The 17,531-nt window shown below is 58.2% G+C and carries 15 protein-coding genes and 1 pseudogene; 7 read left to right on the forward strand and 9 right to left on the reverse strand.

Annotation, left to right across the window (positions count from 1 at the left end; translation table 11 throughout):
• The first annotated feature begins 2 nt into the window (after window positions 1–2).
• Window positions 3–1,175 (forward strand): TrbL/VirB6 family protein, encoded by a 1,173-nt coding sequence (locus tag ACZ5FP_RS04710; RefSeq protein ID WP_464662445.1) that lies wholly within the window; start codon window positions 3–5, stop codon window positions 1,173–1,175.
• A 120-nt stretch (window positions 1,176–1,295) separates the two neighbouring features.
• Here the strand turns inward: ACZ5FP_RS04710 and ACZ5FP_RS04715 are convergent, their stop codons facing one another.
• From ACZ5FP_RS04715 to hglS, 5 genes are all read right to left on the reverse strand, one after another.
• Complete coding sequence (locus tag ACZ5FP_RS04715; protein ID WP_105737844.1) at window positions 1,296–1,481, reverse strand: hypothetical protein; 186 nt, start codon at window positions 1,479–1,481, stop codon at window positions 1,296–1,298.
• A gap of 41 nt (window positions 1,482–1,522) precedes the next feature.
• Window positions 1,523–1,816 (reverse strand): hypothetical protein, encoded by a 294-nt coding sequence (locus ACZ5FP_RS04720; protein WP_426136614.1) that lies wholly within the window; start codon window positions 1,814–1,816, stop codon window positions 1,523–1,525.
• A gap of 270 nt (window positions 1,817–2,086) precedes the next feature.
• Complete coding sequence (locus ACZ5FP_RS04725; RefSeq protein WP_464662447.1) at window positions 2,087–4,474, reverse strand: EAL domain-containing protein; 2,388 nt, start codon at window positions 4,472–4,474, stop codon at window positions 2,087–2,089.
• Window positions 4,475–4,798: 324 nt separating this feature from the next.
• A complete protein-coding gene (amaB, locus tag ACZ5FP_RS04730) occupies window positions 4,799–6,310 on the reverse strand; it encodes an L-piperidine-6-carboxylate dehydrogenase (RefSeq protein WP_464662449.1) in 1,512 nt (503 codons plus the stop codon).
• Between the two features lie 88 nt (window positions 6,311–6,398).
• Window positions 6,399–7,802, reverse strand: a complete 1,404-nt coding sequence (gene hglS, locus ACZ5FP_RS04735) for a 2-oxoadipate dioxygenase/decarboxylase HglS (RefSeq protein ID WP_464662450.1) — start codon at window positions 7,800–7,802, stop codon at window positions 6,399–6,401.
• A gap of 124 nt (window positions 7,803–7,926) precedes the next feature.
• Between hglS and ACZ5FP_RS04740 the strand changes: the two genes are divergently transcribed.
• Together ACZ5FP_RS04740 and ACZ5FP_RS04745 are read left to right on the forward strand one after the other, a co-directional pair.
• A complete protein-coding gene (locus ACZ5FP_RS04740) occupies window positions 7,927–8,832 on the forward strand; it encodes a LysR family transcriptional regulator (protein WP_464662452.1) in 906 nt (301 codons plus the stop codon).
• 147 nt (window positions 8,833–8,979) lie between these two features.
• A complete protein-coding gene (locus ACZ5FP_RS04745; protein ID WP_464662454.1) occupies window positions 8,980–10,263 on the forward strand; it encodes an NAD(P)/FAD-dependent oxidoreductase in 1,284 nt (427 codons plus the stop codon).
• Window positions 10,264–10,289: 26 nt separating this feature from the next.
• Here the strand turns inward: ACZ5FP_RS04745 and ACZ5FP_RS04750 are convergent, their stop codons facing one another.
• Together ACZ5FP_RS04750 and ACZ5FP_RS04755 are read right to left on the reverse strand one after the other, a co-directional pair.
• On the reverse strand, window positions 10,290–10,514 hold the full coding sequence (locus tag ACZ5FP_RS04750) for a type II toxin-antitoxin system HicB family antitoxin (RefSeq protein WP_464662456.1): 225 nt from the start codon (window positions 10,512–10,514) through the stop codon (window positions 10,290–10,292).
• On the reverse strand, window positions 10,511–10,753 hold the full coding sequence (locus ACZ5FP_RS04755; protein WP_464662458.1) for a type II toxin-antitoxin system HicA family toxin: 243 nt from the start codon (window positions 10,751–10,753) through the stop codon (window positions 10,511–10,513). Before ACZ5FP_RS04755 ends, ACZ5FP_RS04750 begins: the two co-directional genes overlap by 4 nt.
• A 176-nt stretch (window positions 10,754–10,929) precedes the next feature.
• Here ACZ5FP_RS04755 and ACZ5FP_RS04760 point away from each other — a divergent pair, with 176 nt between their 5' ends.
• Complete coding sequence (locus tag ACZ5FP_RS04760; protein WP_346308419.1) at window positions 10,930–11,775, forward strand: endonuclease/exonuclease/phosphatase family protein; 846 nt, start codon at window positions 10,930–10,932, stop codon at window positions 11,773–11,775.
• Here ACZ5FP_RS04760 and ACZ5FP_RS04765 read toward each other — a convergent pair.
• Window positions 11,747–13,207, reverse strand: a complete 1,461-nt coding sequence (locus ACZ5FP_RS04765) for a phospholipase D-like domain-containing protein (RefSeq protein ID WP_223612127.1) — start codon at window positions 13,205–13,207, stop codon at window positions 11,747–11,749. The genes ACZ5FP_RS04760 and ACZ5FP_RS04765 overlap by 29 nt on opposite strands.
• 14 nt (window positions 13,208–13,221) lie before the next feature.
• Window positions 13,222–14,721, reverse strand: a complete 1,500-nt coding sequence (locus ACZ5FP_RS04770; protein WP_464662460.1) for an ATP-binding protein — start codon at window positions 14,719–14,721, stop codon at window positions 13,222–13,224.
• Between the two features lie 242 nt (window positions 14,722–14,963).
• Between ACZ5FP_RS04770 and rpmH the strand changes: the two genes are divergently transcribed.
• The 3 genes and pseudogenes from rpmH (at window position 14,964) to yidC (ending at window position 17,368) form a co-directional block, all read left to right on the forward strand.
• Window positions 14,964–15,098 carry a 50S ribosomal protein L34 gene (gene rpmH / locus ACZ5FP_RS04775; protein WP_040853797.1) on the forward strand — a complete coding sequence of 45 codons (135 nt, stop codon included), beginning with the start codon at window positions 14,964–14,966 and terminating at the stop codon, window positions 15,096–15,098.
• 48 nt (window positions 15,099–15,146) lie between these two features.
• Window positions 15,147–15,546, forward strand: a pseudogene (gene rnpA / locus ACZ5FP_RS04780) (ribonuclease P protein component).
• A complete protein-coding gene (gene yidC, locus ACZ5FP_RS04785; RefSeq protein ID WP_346308421.1) occupies window positions 15,530–17,368 on the forward strand; it encodes a membrane protein insertase YidC in 1,839 nt (612 codons plus the stop codon). The pseudogene rnpA and the gene yidC overlap by 17 nt, the downstream one beginning before the upstream one ends.
• The last annotated feature ends 163 nt before the right edge of the window (window positions 17,369–17,531 follow it).

The following is a 17,531-nucleotide window of genomic DNA, read 5'->3' on the forward strand; positions in this document are numbered from 1 at the left end:
CCATGGCCTTGCCGGAAGCACCCAATTACATCGCTCTGATGTCGGACAATATCGATCGTCTTGGCAGAAGTTTCACGGCGTCCACATACGGGGCTTTTGCCAATCAGCTCACGCCTGTCTTGTCCGGGCTGCTGGTGCTCTACCTGGTATTCTGGGGATTCAGGTTTTGGCAGGGCCGGGGTGAAAGCAGCGTCATTGACATCGCCTTCCGCCTGTTTCGCATCGCCATCATCTTCTCGATTGCCACGGGGTGGGGACCAATTCAAACCTTGGCCTATGGTGTCATCTCGGGCATTCCCACGGCCATCTCTGCGGTCATGATGAACAACATCGTCAATGTCGGGCGTGGCGCCATGTCGCAAACGACGGTTGAACGGGATCTCCATGATTTCTATCAGATAGCGCTTATGGCTTCGGCGCGGATGTCTGCGCCGGCCGCGGGTGTGGTCACGCCAGTTCCGGTGGCAAAACAGGCGCCGCCGGATGCCGATCCCGCAGCCAAATCCGGCCCGGGCATCAGGGGAGCGCCGCCGGCAGACGGGCTGTTGTCTTCCTTGCATTCCGGCATTGTCTGGATCGCTGCAGCCTTGTTTGTCGGATATGCAGTTTTCCTGATGCTGTTCTCGAAGCTCGCATTGTGGATTGTCCTGGCATTGGCCCCCGGTTTCATTGTGATGCTGCTGTTTCAGGGCGTGTCGCGGTTCTTTTCCGGCTGGCTGAGCGTTGCCATTCAGACAATGCTCGTGCCGATTTTCTTCTATGCGTTTCTGAGTTTCTTCCTGCTGATCATCAAAGAGGTTGTGATCGCCTTGAAAGTGTCGATGGATCAGGGGGCGGTTCCAACCATCAAGGAAATCGCGCCCTTTGTGCTGGTCTGTTTTTCGGGATTGTTTCTTCTCGCGCAGATTGTCCCATTGAGCGCCCGCATAGCTGGCGGCGCCCAACAATGGATCGGCGATGTCTTGCAAGGCGGGGCCGGCCGGATGGTCCCTGCCTCCCTTGCCGCCGTGCGCGGAAACAGCGGGAGGGCGATCCGCACAAAACCATCGGGCATGAGCCCCGTTCCGCCGGGGATGCAGGGCGCCCCGTCATCCCTGTCCGAGATGAATGATACGTTGATACGGGATATTCAGGACCGGAACCTTGCGATAAACCGGCAGACCCGCAACCGGTAGTGATCCCCGCCGAGGCAGGTCAAGAATGCAGATGATCAAGCGTCAAAACAAAATGATGCCAGTCAACGGCGTCCGCTGGCCAGCATCATTTTAAGGGTCGTTCAAATCAAGCCGCTGTTGTTACATCTTCTTTGCATGATGACGATGATGGCGATGATGCTTCTTCATGTGGCGATGATGCTTCTTCATGTGATGATGCTTCTTCATCGGTGCTGCCGATGCCGTGGTGCTGCTGGTGGCGAGCACAGGCGCAGAGAATGCAAGGGCAAGTGCAAGACCGAGTGCTGTGTAGAGTGACTTTTTCATAATGCCGTTTCCTCTCAGTTGGGGCTGTTGTGATGCAACCGTCAATTATTGGCGGGTTGCACACCGAGTACTTTCAGTGCTTTTGCAAAGGTCCGTATGCCCTGTGCCTGCCGATTGCTTGCACAAAAGCGGATAGCCTTTTTCTGCAGTGATTTTGCCTTGGCCGCCCGGGGAGCCTCGGCATGCTCGATGATTGCTTGATGAACCTCTGCCTGGAATTTCACGCAAAGCTCTTTGCGTGATGGTGGCCGCTCTGCAGCAAATACACTGTCAGCGCTTGTGGAGAGCATCATTCCGGCTAGCAGTATTGTTGGTAAAGTCGAAATATTTCTCACGGCCACCTGCGGGAAGAAGAAATGTATTCTTCTGTGATTCGAGAATACAAAATCATTTTACTTGCTCTTTATGGAGCGGGAACATTGCGACAATATTTCCGGTTTGTAGCGTTTTGTTTCCGTGATGTTTCTAAAATAAGGCGACAATATTCCGACGCGTAAAGCAGTCCCGTGCCTGAACAGCGTGTCGCGGGAAAGGATGGGACAGAGGTGCCGTGGGTCAATCGATGGAAAGCGGCTCCCCTGCGCGGCGCCGCGTCCAGAACGATGTCAGAGTGCGACGAGTTTCTTGTCCACCGGTTGCGTCCCGTCGCTGACGAGATGCCGGAAACCCTCCATGGGGCCCGGCATGCCCAGATAGAATCCTTGCCCGGCGCTGCATGATTCGCCCATCAGGAACTCCAGTTCGTCCGGGGTTTCAATGCCTTCAGCAAGAACCGGCATGCCCAGACCCCGGCCAAGGCCGAGCACCGCCTTGACGATGGCGGCGGCCTGTTCGTTCTTGTCGACCGATTTGATGAAGGAGCGGTCAATCTTGATCATGTCAAACGGGAAGGCGCGGACGTTCGACAGCGAGGAATAGCCCGTACCGAAATCGTCCATGGCGATACGCACGCCGAGTGTCTTCAACTGGCGCAACGTGGTCAGGGCGCGGTTGGTATCCTTTATAAGTGCGGTTTCGGTGATCTCGAGCTCAAGCCGGTGTGCCGGCAGGCCCGTGTGCAGCAAGGCGCTGTGCACGCGTTGGGTAAAATCGTGGCTGTAGAGTTGCACGGCGGAGACATTGACGGCAACAGACAGGGGCTTGTCCCAGCTGGCCGCTTCGCGGCAAGCTTCCCGCAACGCCCATTCGCCAAGCTGCAAAATGATGCCGCTCTCTTCGGCGATGGGGATAAAGACCGTAGGCGAAATATCGCCCTGGCGCGGATTGTGCCAGCGCATCAGGGCTTCGAAGCCGGTGATCGCGCCCGTGTCCATCCGGATCTGCGGCTGATAGACCAGCCGCAGCTCATTGCGCTGCAGGGCATTGCGCAGGTCGTGCTCTATCAGGCGCCGCTCCCTGGCCTGGGCCCCCATTTTTGCTTCAAAGAAACGATAGGTGTTACGGCCTTCCGCCTTGGCCTGGTAAAGGGCCGTGTCGGCCTGGTTTAGCAAGGTTTCGCGATCGGTCGCGTCGACAGGAAAGATGGCAATCCCGATGCTGGTTGAAATCAGGAAACCGATCGGGGAGTTCGAATTCTCCGACTGCAGTGCTTCGAGGATTCTGTCAGCCAGACGGCAGGCCGCCGTCGGTGTGACGAGCCCGGGGACGAGAACGGCAAATTCATCGCCGCCAAGGCGCGCCAGCATGTCGTCCTTGCCGAGCAGCCGCGTGATCGCCCCCGAAACCCGCTGCAGTATATCGTCGCCGGCCGCATGGCCGAACAGGTCGTTGACTTCCTTGAACCGGTCAAGGTCGAGGCAGAACAATGCGAGATAGGTTTCTTCGCCGCTTGCCGCAGTTGCAATCAACTGGTCGAGACGGGCATTGAAATTGCGGCGGTTGGGCAGTCCGGTGAGCGCGTCATGGTGCGCGAGATAGCTGATGTGCGCCTCCGCTTCCTTGCGCGAACGCAGGTCGCGGACCGCAAGAGCGCGATGCCATTTGCCATTGAAGTCGATCGTGTGGGCGATGAGTTCCACAGGGACGAGTTGGCCATCGCCGCCCACAAGATCGGCCTCGATCAGTTCATTCTGATCACTCAGCAATTTGGAGCGCAGGCGCGTATCGGGCAGGAAGGTTGCCAGCGAGGTGCCTTCAAGGGAGGCGCTCTCCATGGTTGCCAATGTCAGGAAACTTTCATTGGCGGTTACAATGAGGTCTCCGTCGCAGATGACCAATCCTTCCACAGCTGCGTTGACCAGCTTGTGCATGCGCTGCAGTTCGAGCTTGTTTCTGCGGTTATGAACGTCGACCGTGAACGCAATCGAGCTGGCGACGAGAATAAGGGTGCTCACCAGCGCCACGGTTATGGCAATAAGGCTGGCGGGTAGTGCATTTGCCGGAACGGAGATGGACGAATCCGGAATGATCGCGACCGCGCCCATGGCAATGAAATGGTGGCTGCAAATCGCCAGGGTCAGCATGCCGGCTGCCGCATGACGGGTTTTGTCCTCCGCTTTGGCCAGCGCTAGGCGGACGGCGAAAGCGCCAAGGACAATGCCGGCACCAATGGACACCGCGACAAGAGTGGGATCCCAGGTAATTCTGCCTTCAACCTCAAAGGCGGCCATGCCGGTAAAATGCATGGCGGCGATACCGGCGCCGATAATGGCTCCGCCGGCAAGATCCGCATTCTGCCATCTGGCGGTGATTGCGGTATACGCACCAAGACCTGTGACGAGCACGGCTATGACGAGGGATAGTATGGTGAGAAGGCCATCATAGCCGTTGGGCAGGCCGGGTGAAAACGCCATCATCGCAATGAAATGCGTGGCCCAGATGCCGAAGCCGCAGGAAACCGCGGAAACGCTCAGCCAAACGGCTTGATGTGCCGAGTTGCGGGCGTGGCGAAGAAGATCAACAGCTGTCAGGCAAGAAAAGATACAGATGGCGGCGGCAAGAAAGACAAGCCTGATATCGTGCTGATTGACGATACAATTGTATACTGTCAACATACGTTTGTTCCCTGCTTTGAATTCTTTTCTTGGATAACTCTATTGTTTGTCATCTTAAGTCTAACTTAAGAGGAGAGTTATTTGCTGTTTTGAACAGGTTTGAAATGGTCAGAGTGATATTTAAGTAAACAAATATAAAATGGGCGAAAGAAGTATTTACGCAAATGAATGGATGGGATTACCCAAAGTATAAAATTTTAATAAAACATGCGGCCTGCTGGCGATGACTCCATTCGAATAGACGCTGCTTGAGCCTTGTCTCGACAATAAGAAGCCCCCGGACTGAAAGGCCGGGGGCTGTATTGTTGCGGTCAGGGATATCGATCAGTCGATGTCGAAGGAAACACCCTGGGCCAAAGGCAATGCCTTGGAGTAATTGACGGTGTTTGTGGCGCGGCGCATATAGGCCTTCCAGGCATCCGAGCCGGATTCGCGGCCGCCGCCCGTTTCCTTTTCGCCGCCGAAAGCGCCGCCGATTTCAGCGCCTGAGGTGCCGATGTTGACGTTGGCAATACCGCAGTCCGATCCATCCGCGCTGAGGAAGCGTTCGGCTTCCTGCAGGTCGAGGGTGAAGATGGACGACGACAGGCCCGCGCCAACCGCGTTGTGATCGGCAATCGCCTTGTCGAAATCGCTGTATTTCATCACGTAGAGGATTGGAGCAAAGGTCTCCTCGGTCACCGGACCGGCCTGCTTCGGCATTTCGATAAGGGCAGGACGGACGTAGTAGGCATTCGGATGCGATGTATCCACGCGGGCGCCGCCGGTAACCTTGCCGCCGTGGGTGACGGCTTCTTGCACTGCCTTCTGCATATTGTCGAAAGCGGCCTTGTCGATCAACGGGCCGACGAGGGCCGATGTCTCGATCGGGCTGCCGACGGAAACGCTCTCATAGGCCTTCTTCAGGCGTGGAACGAGCGTGTCGTAGACGCTTTCATGCACGAAGAGGCGGCGCAGGGTGGTGCAGCGCTGACCGGCCGTTCCCATGGCACCGAAGGCGATGGCGCGCAGCGCCATGTCGAGATCGGCTGACGGGCAGACGATACCGGCATTGTTGCCGCCGAGCTCAAGGATCGAACGGGCAAAACGCTTGGCCAGACGCGGGCCGACTTCGCGGCCCATGCGGGTCGAGCCGGTTGCCGAGACGAGCGCAACCTTGGGATGATCGACCAGAGCTTCGCCGATGGTCCGGTCACCCATCAATGTCTTGGTCAGGCCGGCCGGCACGTCACCGAAGCGCGCGACCGCCCGGTCGAAGATGGCCTGGCAGGCGAGGGCGGTGAGCGGTGTCTTTTCCGATGGCTTCCAGACAACGGCGTTGCCGCACACGAGGGCAAGCGCCGTATTCCACGACCAGACGGCAACCGGGAAGTTGAAGGCGGAAATGACGCCGACAACGCCGAGGGGATGCCAGGTTTCCATCATGCGATGCCCCGGACGTTCCGTTGCAATGGTCAGGCCGTAGAGCTGGCGGGAAAGGCCGACCGCGAAATCGCAGATGTCGATCATTTCCTGCACTTCGCCGAGCCCTTCGGATGGAATTTTTCCCGCTTCAATCGAGACGAGGCGTCCGAGTTCCGTCTTCAGTGCCCGCAGCTCTTCGCCAAAGAGGCGAACAAGTTCACCGCGCTTGGGTGCCGGAACAAGGCGCCATTCGCGGAAGGCCGCATCGGCCTGTTCAATGGCCTTGGCTGTATCGGCCGCCGAATGAACGGCAATATCGGCAATCTTCTCGCCGGTGACCGGGCTGTAGGAAGCCATTGTTCCACCGGTATAGGCGGCTTCGGCCACGCCAAGCTTTGCGAGGAGTGTTTTTACATCTTGAGCAATCGTCATTTTGCCTTCCCTTTACATATCTTTTGTCTGACCGTGCGGTGAGCGCCGGACTTTTGCCGGAGAGGCCGCAATAAGGTCAAATGAGTGTTCAACTTGCAAGTGCCGCAGGGCGCAGTATTTGCAGGCATTGTTGGATGGAGGCCTGTTCGAGCCCGGCATAATGGGCAAATTCGTCGAGGACCGCCGTACCGAGATCATTTTCGAATTCGCGCTGGCTGGGGCTGGCGACAAATTTCTGGCTCGCTTCATCTCCAAGATTGGATTGGAAAATACCTGCAGCGCTGACGGGGAGAAAATCCTCGTAGACGATCGGGTCGAACCGCACGGCACCGCGTGCGATCAAGATCTCGATATCCCCGGCCTCGCGCGTGGTCACGCGGCCCGCAAAACTCTCGACGACCGAATAGCGGAAATAGCCGAGACCGTCGCGGCGAATGTCCGCCCAATTGTCGGGAAACGCTTTGAACGTGTCCGACAGGGCGGCGATATAAGCTTTCGCGTTGGAGCCATCAGCCGCCGGACGAATGATCTTGCGGGTGTCATTCAGCAGTCTGTCATAGAGGGCCCGGCCCTTTGGTGTCAGTGCAATGCCGCGCTGTTCGATTTCGCCAAAGCGTGCGGTATGCGAGCCCGTTTCCCATGTGCCGTCGAGATTTTGAAACGATACATTCTCTTCCAGCGCCTTGAACGATGTCTGGCGCAAGAGGATGGGGCAGGCGCGCGTGGGCGGGCCTTCAATGACCGCCTTGGGAGAAATGCCGTGTTCCGGCATCAGCTCCTGCACCGCATCGATGTCGAGGGTGCGCGGCGTCAGGTGATTGATGTGCGGTCCCTTGAACGAGACGACATCGGCAATGAGCCGGTGGGCATCGTGCAGGCGCTGGTACAGCGTGCCGCTGACGCTCGCCCGGTCGTGCCAGCGAAATGTCTCGAGAATTTCGCTCACGAATATTGCGGCGTCGTCAGAACCAAGGCCGCCTTGGGCTTCAGCCTTTTCAACGAGCGCAATGGCCTTGTCGGTGAAAATCTGCCGCGCGTCCAGAATGGCACGCGCCTTTTTCCGCAAGCCGGCATCGCCGATCAGGTTGAGGCGCAGCAGCGACGTGAACACCCGAAACGGATTGATCTTCAGCGCGGCATCATCGACCGGACGGAAAGCCGTGGAATGGACGGGAACACCCGCCTCGCTCAAATCGTAATAGCCGACGGGATACATGCCCATAACAGCGAAGACGCGGCGCAGCATGGACAGCTCTTCCGGCGTGCCGACGCGGATCGCGCCGTGGCGCTCTTCCGATATGCGGTCAAGCGTATCGGTTTCCTGCAACTGGTCCTTCAGTTCCGGGGATGTTGCCAGTGTCTTGCCGTTCACCTCGGCAACCAGGGACATGAGTGTGCCATAGGCAGGAACCTCTGTCCGGTACATGGATGACATGGCGGCCGAAAAGGACGCCCTGATCACGTCGGATGACGTAAACGTGCCTGATTTCATCGTGTTCTGTTCCGCTTTGTTGCTGCAACAGCATAAACTATCGCTGTCATGCTCAAACTGGATTATAGAGTGATGATATCGCCAAAGATTGCGATGAATTGAACTGGGTTGATGCGAGATAAGAATGAAGTTGAGCCGCCGTCTGATTCCTGACATCGATATCCTGCAAACCTTCGAGTGCGCGGCGCGCCATGGCAGCTTCACGCAGGCGGCAAAGGAGCTGAACCTCACGCAGAGTGCCGTCAGCCGCCAGATGAGCGAGCTGGAAAGCCAGATCGGCGTCCTGCTTTTCGAGCGCATCCGGCAAAGGGTGGTTCTGTCCGACGCCGGGCAGAAATTCCTGCCCGAAGTGCGCCGCCTGCTTGGGCTGACCGAGGAAACCATGCTGCGGGCCATGGCGGCATCGCAATCGGCGTCATCCCTGAGCATTGCAACATTGCCGACCTTCGGCAGCCGCTGGCTGATGCCGCGCCTGCCGGATTTTCTGCGGCTCTATCCGGATATGGCCTTGAGCGTTGCATCGCGCTCGCAACCCTTTGATTTCGAGGAAGAGCCGTTTGATCTGGCAATCCATTACGGTCAGCCGGTCTGGGCTCATGCCACCTGCACATATCTTTGCAGTGAAATGATTGTTCCCGTCGGCAGCCCGGAACTGCTGGCCGCCAATCCCGTCGTCACCCCGGCCGAGCTTGCCGGCTCGGCACCGCTGCTGCACCTTTCGACGCGGCCGAAAGCCTGGGCCGACTGGTTTGAATTGGTACAGGCGGAGGTGGTCAGCCCCTATAAGGGCCATCGTTTCGAGCATTTTTCCATGGTGATCGAAGCTGCGCTGGCAGGACTTGGTTTTGCCCTGGTGCCGCGTTATCTCATCGAGCACGAATTGGCGTCCGGCCGCTTGCAGGTGTTGTTCGATCAGCCGCTGACGACAGAGAACAGCTATTATCTCGTCGTGCCGGACCACAAGAAAGAAAATCCCATGGCCCAGAGCTTTTTTGCATGGATCGCTGATCAGGTCAGCAAACGTCCCTAGGGTCCAGACCTTGTGGGTCATTCGCCCACCGCATCACCTCTTCAACGAATTTCACTTTCGTTGCCGAAAACGCGGCTTATAAGCAGAATGGACGATGAGTCTGTGCAAGATTGCCGGCAAAGGCCGGACCGACCCGACGGTGACCCCATGCTGAATGATGAACGCTCCCACGGCCTCTGGGAAAAGACCGCGCCGCCCGCGCCCGCAACACAGAAGCTGGCGGGCAATATTTCCGTTGATGTCGCCGTCATCGGCGCCGGTTTTACCGGATTGTCAGCCGCCCTGCATCTGGCTGAAACAGGCGCAAGCGTTGCCGTTCTCGATGCCGTCGACATCGGCTATGGCGGATCAGGCCGCAATGTCGGTCTGGTCAATGCCGGCATGTGGGTAATGCCCAATGACCTGCCGCAGGTTCTGGGGCAGGTGCATGGCGAACGTTTGCTGGAACTGCTCGGCAATGCACCGCAATCCGTGTTCAATCTCGTCGACAAGCACAAGATCGCCTGCGAACTCGAGCGCAAGGGTACCTTGCACTGCGCCGTCGGTAAGAGCGGCGTCAAACAGCTGGAACAGCGGGCTGAGCAGTGGCTGGCACGCGGCGCGGCCGTCCGCCTGCTGGGCGCAGAGGAAACCGCAGAGAAGGTCGGCTCGACCGCCTATGCCGCTTCGCTGCTGGACAATCGCGCCGGCACGATCCAGCCGCTGGCCTATGTGCGCGGCCTTGCAACCGCTGCCATTGCCGCTGGCGTTGCCGTCCATACGGGAACCCCGGTGACATCCACGACCCGCTCCGGCGACCGCTGGATCGTCAATATGCCATCAGGAACCGTGTCGGCCGAATGGGTCGTCGTGGCAACCAACGCCTATACGACGTCACCCTGGCCGGAACTGCGGGCCGAACTCCTGCATCTGCCCTATTTCAATTTTGCCACGACGCCGCTGCCGGAAGACGTGCGCAACACGGTTTTGCCCGAGCGCCAGGGCGGCTGGGACACCAAGGAGATACTGAGTTCGTTCCGGATGGACCAGCGCGGCCGCCTCGTGTTCGGCAGTGTGGGTGCGCTGCGCGGTACGGGAATGGCCGTCCACAAGGCATGGGCTGCCCGGTCGATCCGCAAACTGTTCCCGCAGATCAGGGATGTGACGTTTGAGGCGGGCTGGTACGGCCAGATCGGCATGACCAACGACAACCTGCCGCGATTCCACACCCTCGCGCCGAAGATCATCAGTTTCAGCGGTTACAACGGACGCGGCATCGCTCCGGGCACGGTCTTCGGCCGGGTCCTGGCTGAACACATCGCCGGCAGGATATCCGATGCCGACCTGCCTTTGCCGGTGACGAAACCCCGGGAAGAAGGCCTGCGCACCCTGCGCGAGGGATACTACGAAGTGGGTGCCCAGCTGGCGCATTTCGTTGGCAACCGGGTTTAGACCAAATCTGCAGCTGTTTTCGAGCGTTATTTCGCGAGCGCTGGTTTCTGCGATACCGGTGGAATGGGCAATCCGTGATCGGTTGCGGCTTCGAGCCATGCCGTTATGGCATCGTGCGCATTGCGCACCGCTTCCTCGGGCGTGTTCCCGTCGCTCATGCAGCCGGGTAGATCTGGAACATAGGCAATGAAACCGCCACCGTCTGCATGGGGTAGCGGGGAAACAATCACCGAATAATCATAGTAGGTCATGGTGCACTTTTCACCGCTTCAATGAACTCAATGAGTTTGCGTATATATACAGGTTTGACGGGTCTATTAAAAGGCACGGTCAAAATTGCGCGCTGCGACGGATGCGAGATTTTATAGTGGGAACTGCCGGAACGAGGTTTTTCGCACCGCAGTTCAAACTCCATGCAAATCGCTGCAACATCTTCAATCCGCCAATCGGCATTCGGATTGCGTTGCATTTGCTCAAACCGTTTGCTCATAGCTTGATGTCAGTTGCTGTAGTCAGAACTATGTATCAGCGGATTATTCTGGGTGAAATTGGTCCTTGGTAGCAGAGACGAAAGGAGCAATCGTTATCTTGGCGGCGCGCCCACTTCATTTGCTTGCCATTCGCGCGAACCCGACATATCTCTTATGCATGGACAGCAAGAAGCCAATGCGGCACACAAGACCCAGTGTCTCAGCCAGCATCCTCGCGGCGGTCAAGAACCGCAACAAGCGCCCGACTGGCGTGACCAAGGTCGTGCGGAACGATACCGTCATTGCGTCCTACAATGTCCATAAGTGCGTCGGCATCGATAAGAAGTTCGATCCGGACCGCATTGCCCACGTCATCGGTGAACTTGGCGCAGACGTTGTCGCTGTGCAGGAGGCGGACAAACGCTTCGGCGAACGGTCCGGCCTGCTCGATCTTGCCCGGCTGGAACGCGAGAACAATCTTGTGCCCGTGCGTGTGGCGTCGCTCTACCCCAAGGGACACGGCTGGCACGGCAATCTGCTGCTTTTCCGTGAAGGTGTCGTGCGGCGGGTGCAGCAGCTGAGACTGCCGGGGCTTGAGCCGCGCGGCGCTCTGGTGGTCGACCTCGATCTTGAAGCGGGTCCTCTGCGCATCATCGCCGCGCATCTTGGCCTGCTGCGGCATTCCCGCATGCAGCAATCCGAGGCGATCCTCGATGCAGTTCATGCGGATCCTTCTCGCCCGACGCTTTTGCTCGGCGATCTGAATGAATGGCGTGTCGGCAGGGGATCGTCATTGCATTTCCTGCATCCGGTCTTCGATCCGATGAAGAATGCAGTGCCCAGTTTCCCCTCGCGTTTTCCGGTTCTGGCGCTGGATCGCGTGCTCGGCCATCCGCACAGTCTGGTCACTGGCATCGAGGTGCATGACACGCCGCTTGCCCGCGTGGCATCGGATCACCTGCCGATCAAGGCCTATGTCGACCTGAAGGGGGCCTTGGCCGAAACGGCGGAGATCAGAGATAGGGCGAGCCTAGCCAGATAATCCGGTCGAGCAGCCGCACCCAGAATGAACGGGCGCGCAGGCTTTGCAACAGGACCGGCTTTGCGGTTTCAATGGCCGTCTCGATGAGCCCTTCCACTTTTTCCGCAAATGCCGCGTCTATGATCTCCAGGTCAACTTCGAAGTTGAGGCGCAATGACCGCGGATCAAGATTCGACGACCCGACATAGGCCCACTGTCCGTCAATGGCCAGAAGTTTGGAATGGTTGAAATTGCCGCTGGCGCGCCAGATGCGGCAATGGCTCTTGAGAATCTGGTCGAATTGCGCGGTCATCGCGCGATCAACGAGTTTCAGATTGTTGACCGCCGGCACGACGATATCAACCTCGACGCCCCGCCGCGCTGCGGTCACCAGAGCGCTGATCAGTTCGCGATCCGGCAGGAAATAGGGCGACATGATCCGGATATGGTTTCGCGCCACGGAAAACGCCCCCATCAGCATGCGATGATTGGCTTCCACGCTCTTGTCCGGCCCGGCCGGGACAGCCCGGATAAAGACGGGATCGCCCGCCGGCGTGTCCGGTGAAGCGATCAGCCAGGGATCGCCAGCCAGCTGTTCGCCGGTGGTGAAGCGCCAGTCTTCCGACGCGATATGGAAGAGGTCGGTGACAATCGGGCCGGTCAATCGGAAATGGGTATCGCGCGCATGGTCCTTGCCGGCAATTTCTTCGGAAAAACCGGCGCGAATGTTCATGCCGCCGGTAAACGCCGTCGTCCCGTCGACAATCAGAATCTTGCGGTGGGTCCGCAGGTTCGCATAGGGCAGGCGCAAGCCGATGATGATGTTGCCATTGAACACGTCGGTGCGCACGCCGCCTTTTTTCAGATAGCCGACAATACTCGGTATGGAATAGCGGGCCCCGACAGCGTCGATGAGAACACGGACTTCAATGCCGCGCTGAACAGCGGCAATCAACGCATCTGCCACGCGAAAGCCGATCTTGTCCCGGTCGAAAATGTAGGTCTCGAGCAGAATGCTGCGCTGAGCTGCGTTGATATGGTCGATCATCGAACGGTAGGCATCGTCTCCGCTTTGCAGCATGGCGACGTCGTTGCCGGTTGTCAGGCGGCAGCGGCTCACCCGGTCGCCGAGCGTTTTCATGGCGGCAAAGCGTTGCCCGAAATGCGCAAGGACATTCCCTTCATCCGCATCGAAACGCATCAGGTGATCCTGACCGATTTCGTGGAGGAAAGCGCGCTGCGAGCTTATGGAGGAGCGCCTGATCCGGTTGATGCCGGCGACCGCATAAATGACCGCGCCGATCACCGGGGAGAGGATGATGACGCCGACCCAGCCAATGGCCGCGCGCACCTCCTCCTTCGTCATGGCCGCATGGACCGCGGCGGGAACACCGAGGACGATGGAAAGGACAAAGAAGATCTGGGGCCAGTAGGTGGGAAGATAATCACTCATTTGCGAGTGTCATATCACGATATTGAATCCCGGCGCGAGCGCCATTCGGCGAGAGAGACGGGTTGATCCGGTATGCGGATTTCAAAACTTGTGCCGGCGCCTTCGCCGCCGCGCAGTTCAATGGTGCCGCCATGCGCCCGAACCAGCTCGTGCACAATGGCAAGGCCGAGCCCGGTGCCGCCGGAGCGGGCCGAGCCTTTGAATGCGGTGAACAGGTTCTCGCGCGCCTTGGGCGGCAGTCCCGGGCCGGTATCCTCAATGCCGATGATCGATGTGGCGCCAATTTGTCCTGCCGTAATTGTCAGCCGTTTGACGATGGAGATGTCATCACCCGTAACGCCGCTCATGGCTTGAACGGAATTGCGGCAGAGATTCGAAATCACGCGGAAGAACTGGTCCGGATCCGCGTCGACCTCAAAACTCTCCGGTACGAGGTTTTTGAATTCAATCCCCGACTTTGTATCAAGATTGAGCATTTCTTCCACGTCGCTGACGATGGTGTGCAGCTTCACCCGGCGCCGCTGTGGCGGCGGTTCCTGTGTTCCGCCATAGGCAAGCACGGTCTGGGAGTAGTTGATGGCTCGGTCGATCGTCCGTACGAGTTTCGGCACCATGCGTTGAATGGCGGGGTCGCTGGCATTGGCGAGGTGGTCGGACATGAGCTGGGCAGACGCAAGAATGTTGCGCATGTCGTGGTTGATTTTGGAAACGGCAAGTCCAAGGTCGGCCAGGTGTTTCTGCTCGGACAATGTGCGCTGCAAGCGCTGCTGCATGTCGGCCAGCTCGCGCTGGGCAATGCCAAGCTCGTCCTCGCGATTGTCCGGCTGGATGACCCGCTGCGGATCATCCGGCTGCTGGGCAAAGGCCAGCATGTTTGCGCTCATGCGCTGGATCGGCCGGATAAGCAGGTGGCTGATGGCAAGGAAGACCAGGCCGGCGGTAATGACCGAAATGAACATCGAAATCAGCGTCAGATTGCGGGCATAACGCAACATCGCGTTGCGCAGGGGCGCATCGGACGTGATGAGCTCGATGACCTTGCCCGTCTCGCCGATAGGACCGTAAACGCGGATGATGCGGTTGCCGCCATTGATGAGTGTATCGAATGCGTCGCGGATCGTGGTCAACGGGTCAGTGACGCTCATGTCGATATGCCGGTCGACCTTGGACGGCATGTCCGACACGGCCAGCAATCGTGACGCGCCCATTTCGCGCAGGGCAATCGCCTTGGTGCCCGTGGCAAGAAGCACATCGTTCTGTACGCTCTGCGGAATATCCTTGTCGTCGCTTGCCGCCAGCACGACACTCGCCGCCGCAACGGTATTGAGGCGGTCCGAAAGCCAGCGCATGCGCATATCGGCCATGGTCGGAACGAAAATCATCACTTCGGCCAAGAGGCCGAACAGGATGGTGAGGCGCAACAGCTTGCCCGAAAGGCGTTTGAGGATCGGCAAGCGCCGACCCGCGTGCATACGCGCGCCTGCCGGTTGCTGATCCTGTTGCGTTACCGCCATATTTGCTCCATCAATGCCCGATGTAGGACAAACGTTGCGCCCGTACAATAAATCACTTCCCGATTTTTGCCTATGCGTGAATTGTCCGGTATCAATTGACTTCTCTGTATCATGCCTCTATAAGCCGCGCACGTCCGGGTTGACCGCCCCGGCGGCGTGTTGGTATGCGCCAATGGCGGTCCTGATATGCTCCTGTCAAAGAACAGACCACAAGAAGGGCCGCACACCGCGGTATTAAACAAATGAAGCGTACTTATCAGCCATCCAAACTTGTCCGCGCACGTCGTCACGGGTTTCGCGCCCGTATGGCTACTGCAGGCGGCCGCAAGGTTATCGCTGCACGTCGTGCTCGCGGTCGCAAGCGGTTGTCGGCATAAGGCGTTCCGCGCAGGTTTGCGCGGTTGGCCGAAGTTGGCATTACAGGAATGAATGATCAAAAACCACTCCGCCTTCGCAAGAGAGCGGAGTTTTTGGCTGTTCGGGCCGGAGAAAAACGCCGCGGCGGCTTTTTTCTGCTCGAAGTCAAGGAGCGCGAAGACCGGAAAGGTCCGCCGCGTGTTGGTTTTACAGTCACAAAAAAGAACGGAAATGCCGTTATCCGCAATCGCATCAAGCGCCGGCTGAAAGAGGCTGTACGCGTCAATGTTGCAGGTGACATGGCCCCCGGAACCGACTATGTGATCGTTGCTCGCCGTGACGCGCTTGATGCGCCATTTGCGGACTTATCCCGGGAACTCTCGAAACGGGTTTCCAAAAAATACCAAACCGGCGTTTCCCCAAGACATGACCGGCCCAACAGGACCCGATAATGGAAACCAATCGTAATTTCTTTATCACCATCGCCTTGTCCGTCGTTATTCTGGGACTGTGGCAGGTGTTCTATATGGGCCCCAAGATCGAGGCCGAGCGGCAGCAGGCACAGATTGAAGCCACGCGCCAGGCGCAGACCAAGGCTGCCGGGCAGCCCGCGACGCCAGCCGGTACGCCAGCAAACAATCTGCCGGCATCCACACCCGCCGCACCCGGTGCCAATATTCCCGGCCAGACGCCGGATGCCGCTCAGGCCGGCAGTATCACCCGTGCCGCCGCGCTCGGGCAGACGTCGCGCGTGCAGATCGACACGCCAAGCCTCAGCGGATCCATCAGCCTGACCGGCGCTCGTCTGGATGACCTGCAGCTCAAGCAGTATCATGAAACGGTCGACAACAATTCACCGACCATTCAGCTGTTAAGCCCTTCGCAAATGGCAGACGGGCAATTTGTCGAAATCGGGTTCACCGGCAACGAGACATCGGGCACGGTTCCCGGTCCGACGACCGTATGGACAGTGGACGGCAACAGCAAGCTTAGCCCGTCGACCCCGGTTACCCTGACGTTTACCAACGAAAAGGGCCTGGTTTTCAAGCGTACCTTCAGTGTCGACGACAATTATATGTTCACGGTCAAGGATGCCGTGACGAACGGGACGTCCGTACCGGTTTCACTGGCCTCCTACGGTCGTGTCACGCGGTTCTACAAGCCTCTGCATGCCAGCACCTATGTGTTGCATGAAGGTCCGATCGGCGTGATCGCTGGAAAGCTGGTCGAATACAAATTCGCGGCAATCGAGAAGGAAAAAGAGGTTTCTCCGGAGAAAACGGACACTGGCGGCTGGATCGGCATCACCGATAAATATTGGGCCGCTGCGCTTGTTCCATCGCAAACGAAGCCTTTCAAGGCGCGCATGTCCTACTTCGACAATGGCCGTCCGCAGTATCAGAGCGACTATCTGTCCGATCCGACAACGATTGAGCCAGGCCAATCCACAACGATCGAGAACCTCGTTTTTGCCGGCGCCAAGGAAGTTGGCAAGATCAACGGCTATATGAACAACCTGCATATTCCATTGTTCAAGAATCTGATCGACTGGGGCTGGTTCTACTTCATCACCGAGCCGATGTTCTATCTCATCGACTGGCTGTACAAGGCCATCGGTAACTTCGGCGTGGCCATTCTCGTTGTCACGGTCCTGCTCAAGGCGCTGTTCTTCCCGCTTGCCAACAAGTCCTATGCGTCGATGGCGCGCATGAAGCTGGTTCAGCCGAAGATGACTGAAATCCGCGAAAAATATGCGGATGACAAGGTCAAGCAGCAGCAGGCCATGATGGAGCTCTACAAGACCGAGAAGATCAACCCGATCGCCGGTTGCTGGCCCATCCTGATCCAGATTCCGGTCTTCTTCGCGCTCTACAAGGTGCTGTACGTCACCATTGAAATGCGCCACGCGCCGTTCTTCGGCTGGATCCAGGATCTGGCCGCGCCGGATCCGACATCGGTGTTCAACCTGTTCGGTCTCATTCCATGGACTGTTCCGGCGTTCCTGATGATCGGTGTCTGGCCGCTGATCATGGGTGTGACGATGTTCCTGCAGATGCGCATGAACCCGACGCCTCCCGATCCGACGCAGGCCATGATCTTCAACTGGATGCCGCTGATCTTCACGTTCATGCTGTCCAGCTTCCCGGCCGGTCTGGTGATTTACTGGGCGTGGAACAACTTCCTGTCGATCACCCAGCAGGGCATCATCATGAAGCGGCAGGGCGCGAAGATCGAACTGTGGGACAATCTCGCGGGGCTCTTCAAGAAGAAACCCAAACCCGCGGAATAGGCGGGTTTCACTCGAATGCCGAAAGCCCCCGCGTCATACCGGGGGCTTTTCATTTGCCGGTGAACGGCGCCGTTCAGTTGACAAGGCGGCGATAACATTGAATGCAGATGGCTGCGGCCACCCCATGAACGGACGGAAAACAACGTGAGCGAAACCAACGACA

This window comes from Phyllobacterium sp. T2-21 (assembly GCF_055378485.1).

Excerpts from the sequence above, each read along its gene's own strand:
- ACZ5FP_RS04710 (WP_464662445.1), top strand. The coding sequence starts at position 3 with ATGGCCTTGCCGGAAGCACCCAATTACATCGCTCTGATGTCGGACAAT.
- ACZ5FP_RS04715 (WP_105737844.1), bottom strand. The coding sequence starts at position 1,481 with ATGAAAAAGTCACTCTACACAGCACTCGGTCTTGCACTTGCCCTTGCA.
- ACZ5FP_RS04725 (WP_464662447.1), bottom strand. The coding sequence starts at position 4,474 with ATGTTGACAGTATACAATTGTATCGTCAATCAGCACGATATCAGGCTT.
- amaB (WP_464662449.1), bottom strand. The coding sequence starts at position 6,310 with ATGACGATTGCTCAAGATGTAAAAACACTCCTCGCAAAGCTTGGCGTG.
- hglS (WP_464662450.1), bottom strand. The coding sequence starts at position 7,802 with ATGAAATCAGGCACGTTTACGTCATCCGACGTGATCAGGGCGTCCTTT.
- ACZ5FP_RS04740 (WP_464662452.1), top strand. The coding sequence starts at position 7,927 with ATGAAGTTGAGCCGCCGTCTGATTCCTGACATCGATATCCTGCAAACC.
- ACZ5FP_RS04745 (WP_464662454.1), top strand. The coding sequence starts at position 8,980 with ATGCTGAATGATGAACGCTCCCACGGCCTCTGGGAAAAGACCGCGCCG.
- ACZ5FP_RS04750 (WP_464662456.1), bottom strand. The coding sequence starts at position 10,514 with ATGACCTACTATGATTATTCGGTGATTGTTTCCCCGCTACCCCATGCA.
- ACZ5FP_RS04755 (WP_464662458.1), bottom strand. The coding sequence starts at position 10,753 with ATGAGCAAACGGTTTGAGCAAATGCAACGCAATCCGAATGCCGATTGG.
- ACZ5FP_RS04760 (WP_346308419.1), top strand. The coding sequence starts at position 10,930 with ATGCGGCACACAAGACCCAGTGTCTCAGCCAGCATCCTCGCGGCGGTC.
- ACZ5FP_RS04765 (WP_223612127.1), bottom strand. The coding sequence starts at position 13,207 with ATGAGTGATTATCTTCCCACCTACTGGCCCCAGATCTTCTTTGTCCTT.
- ACZ5FP_RS04770 (WP_464662460.1), bottom strand. The coding sequence starts at position 14,721 with ATGGCGGTAACGCAACAGGATCAGCAACCGGCAGGCGCGCGTATGCAC.
- rpmH (WP_040853797.1), top strand. The coding sequence starts at position 14,964 with ATGAAGCGTACTTATCAGCCATCCAAACTTGTCCGCGCACGTCGTCAC.
- yidC (WP_346308421.1), top strand. The coding sequence starts at position 15,530 with ATGGAAACCAATCGTAATTTCTTTATCACCATCGCCTTGTCCGTCGTT.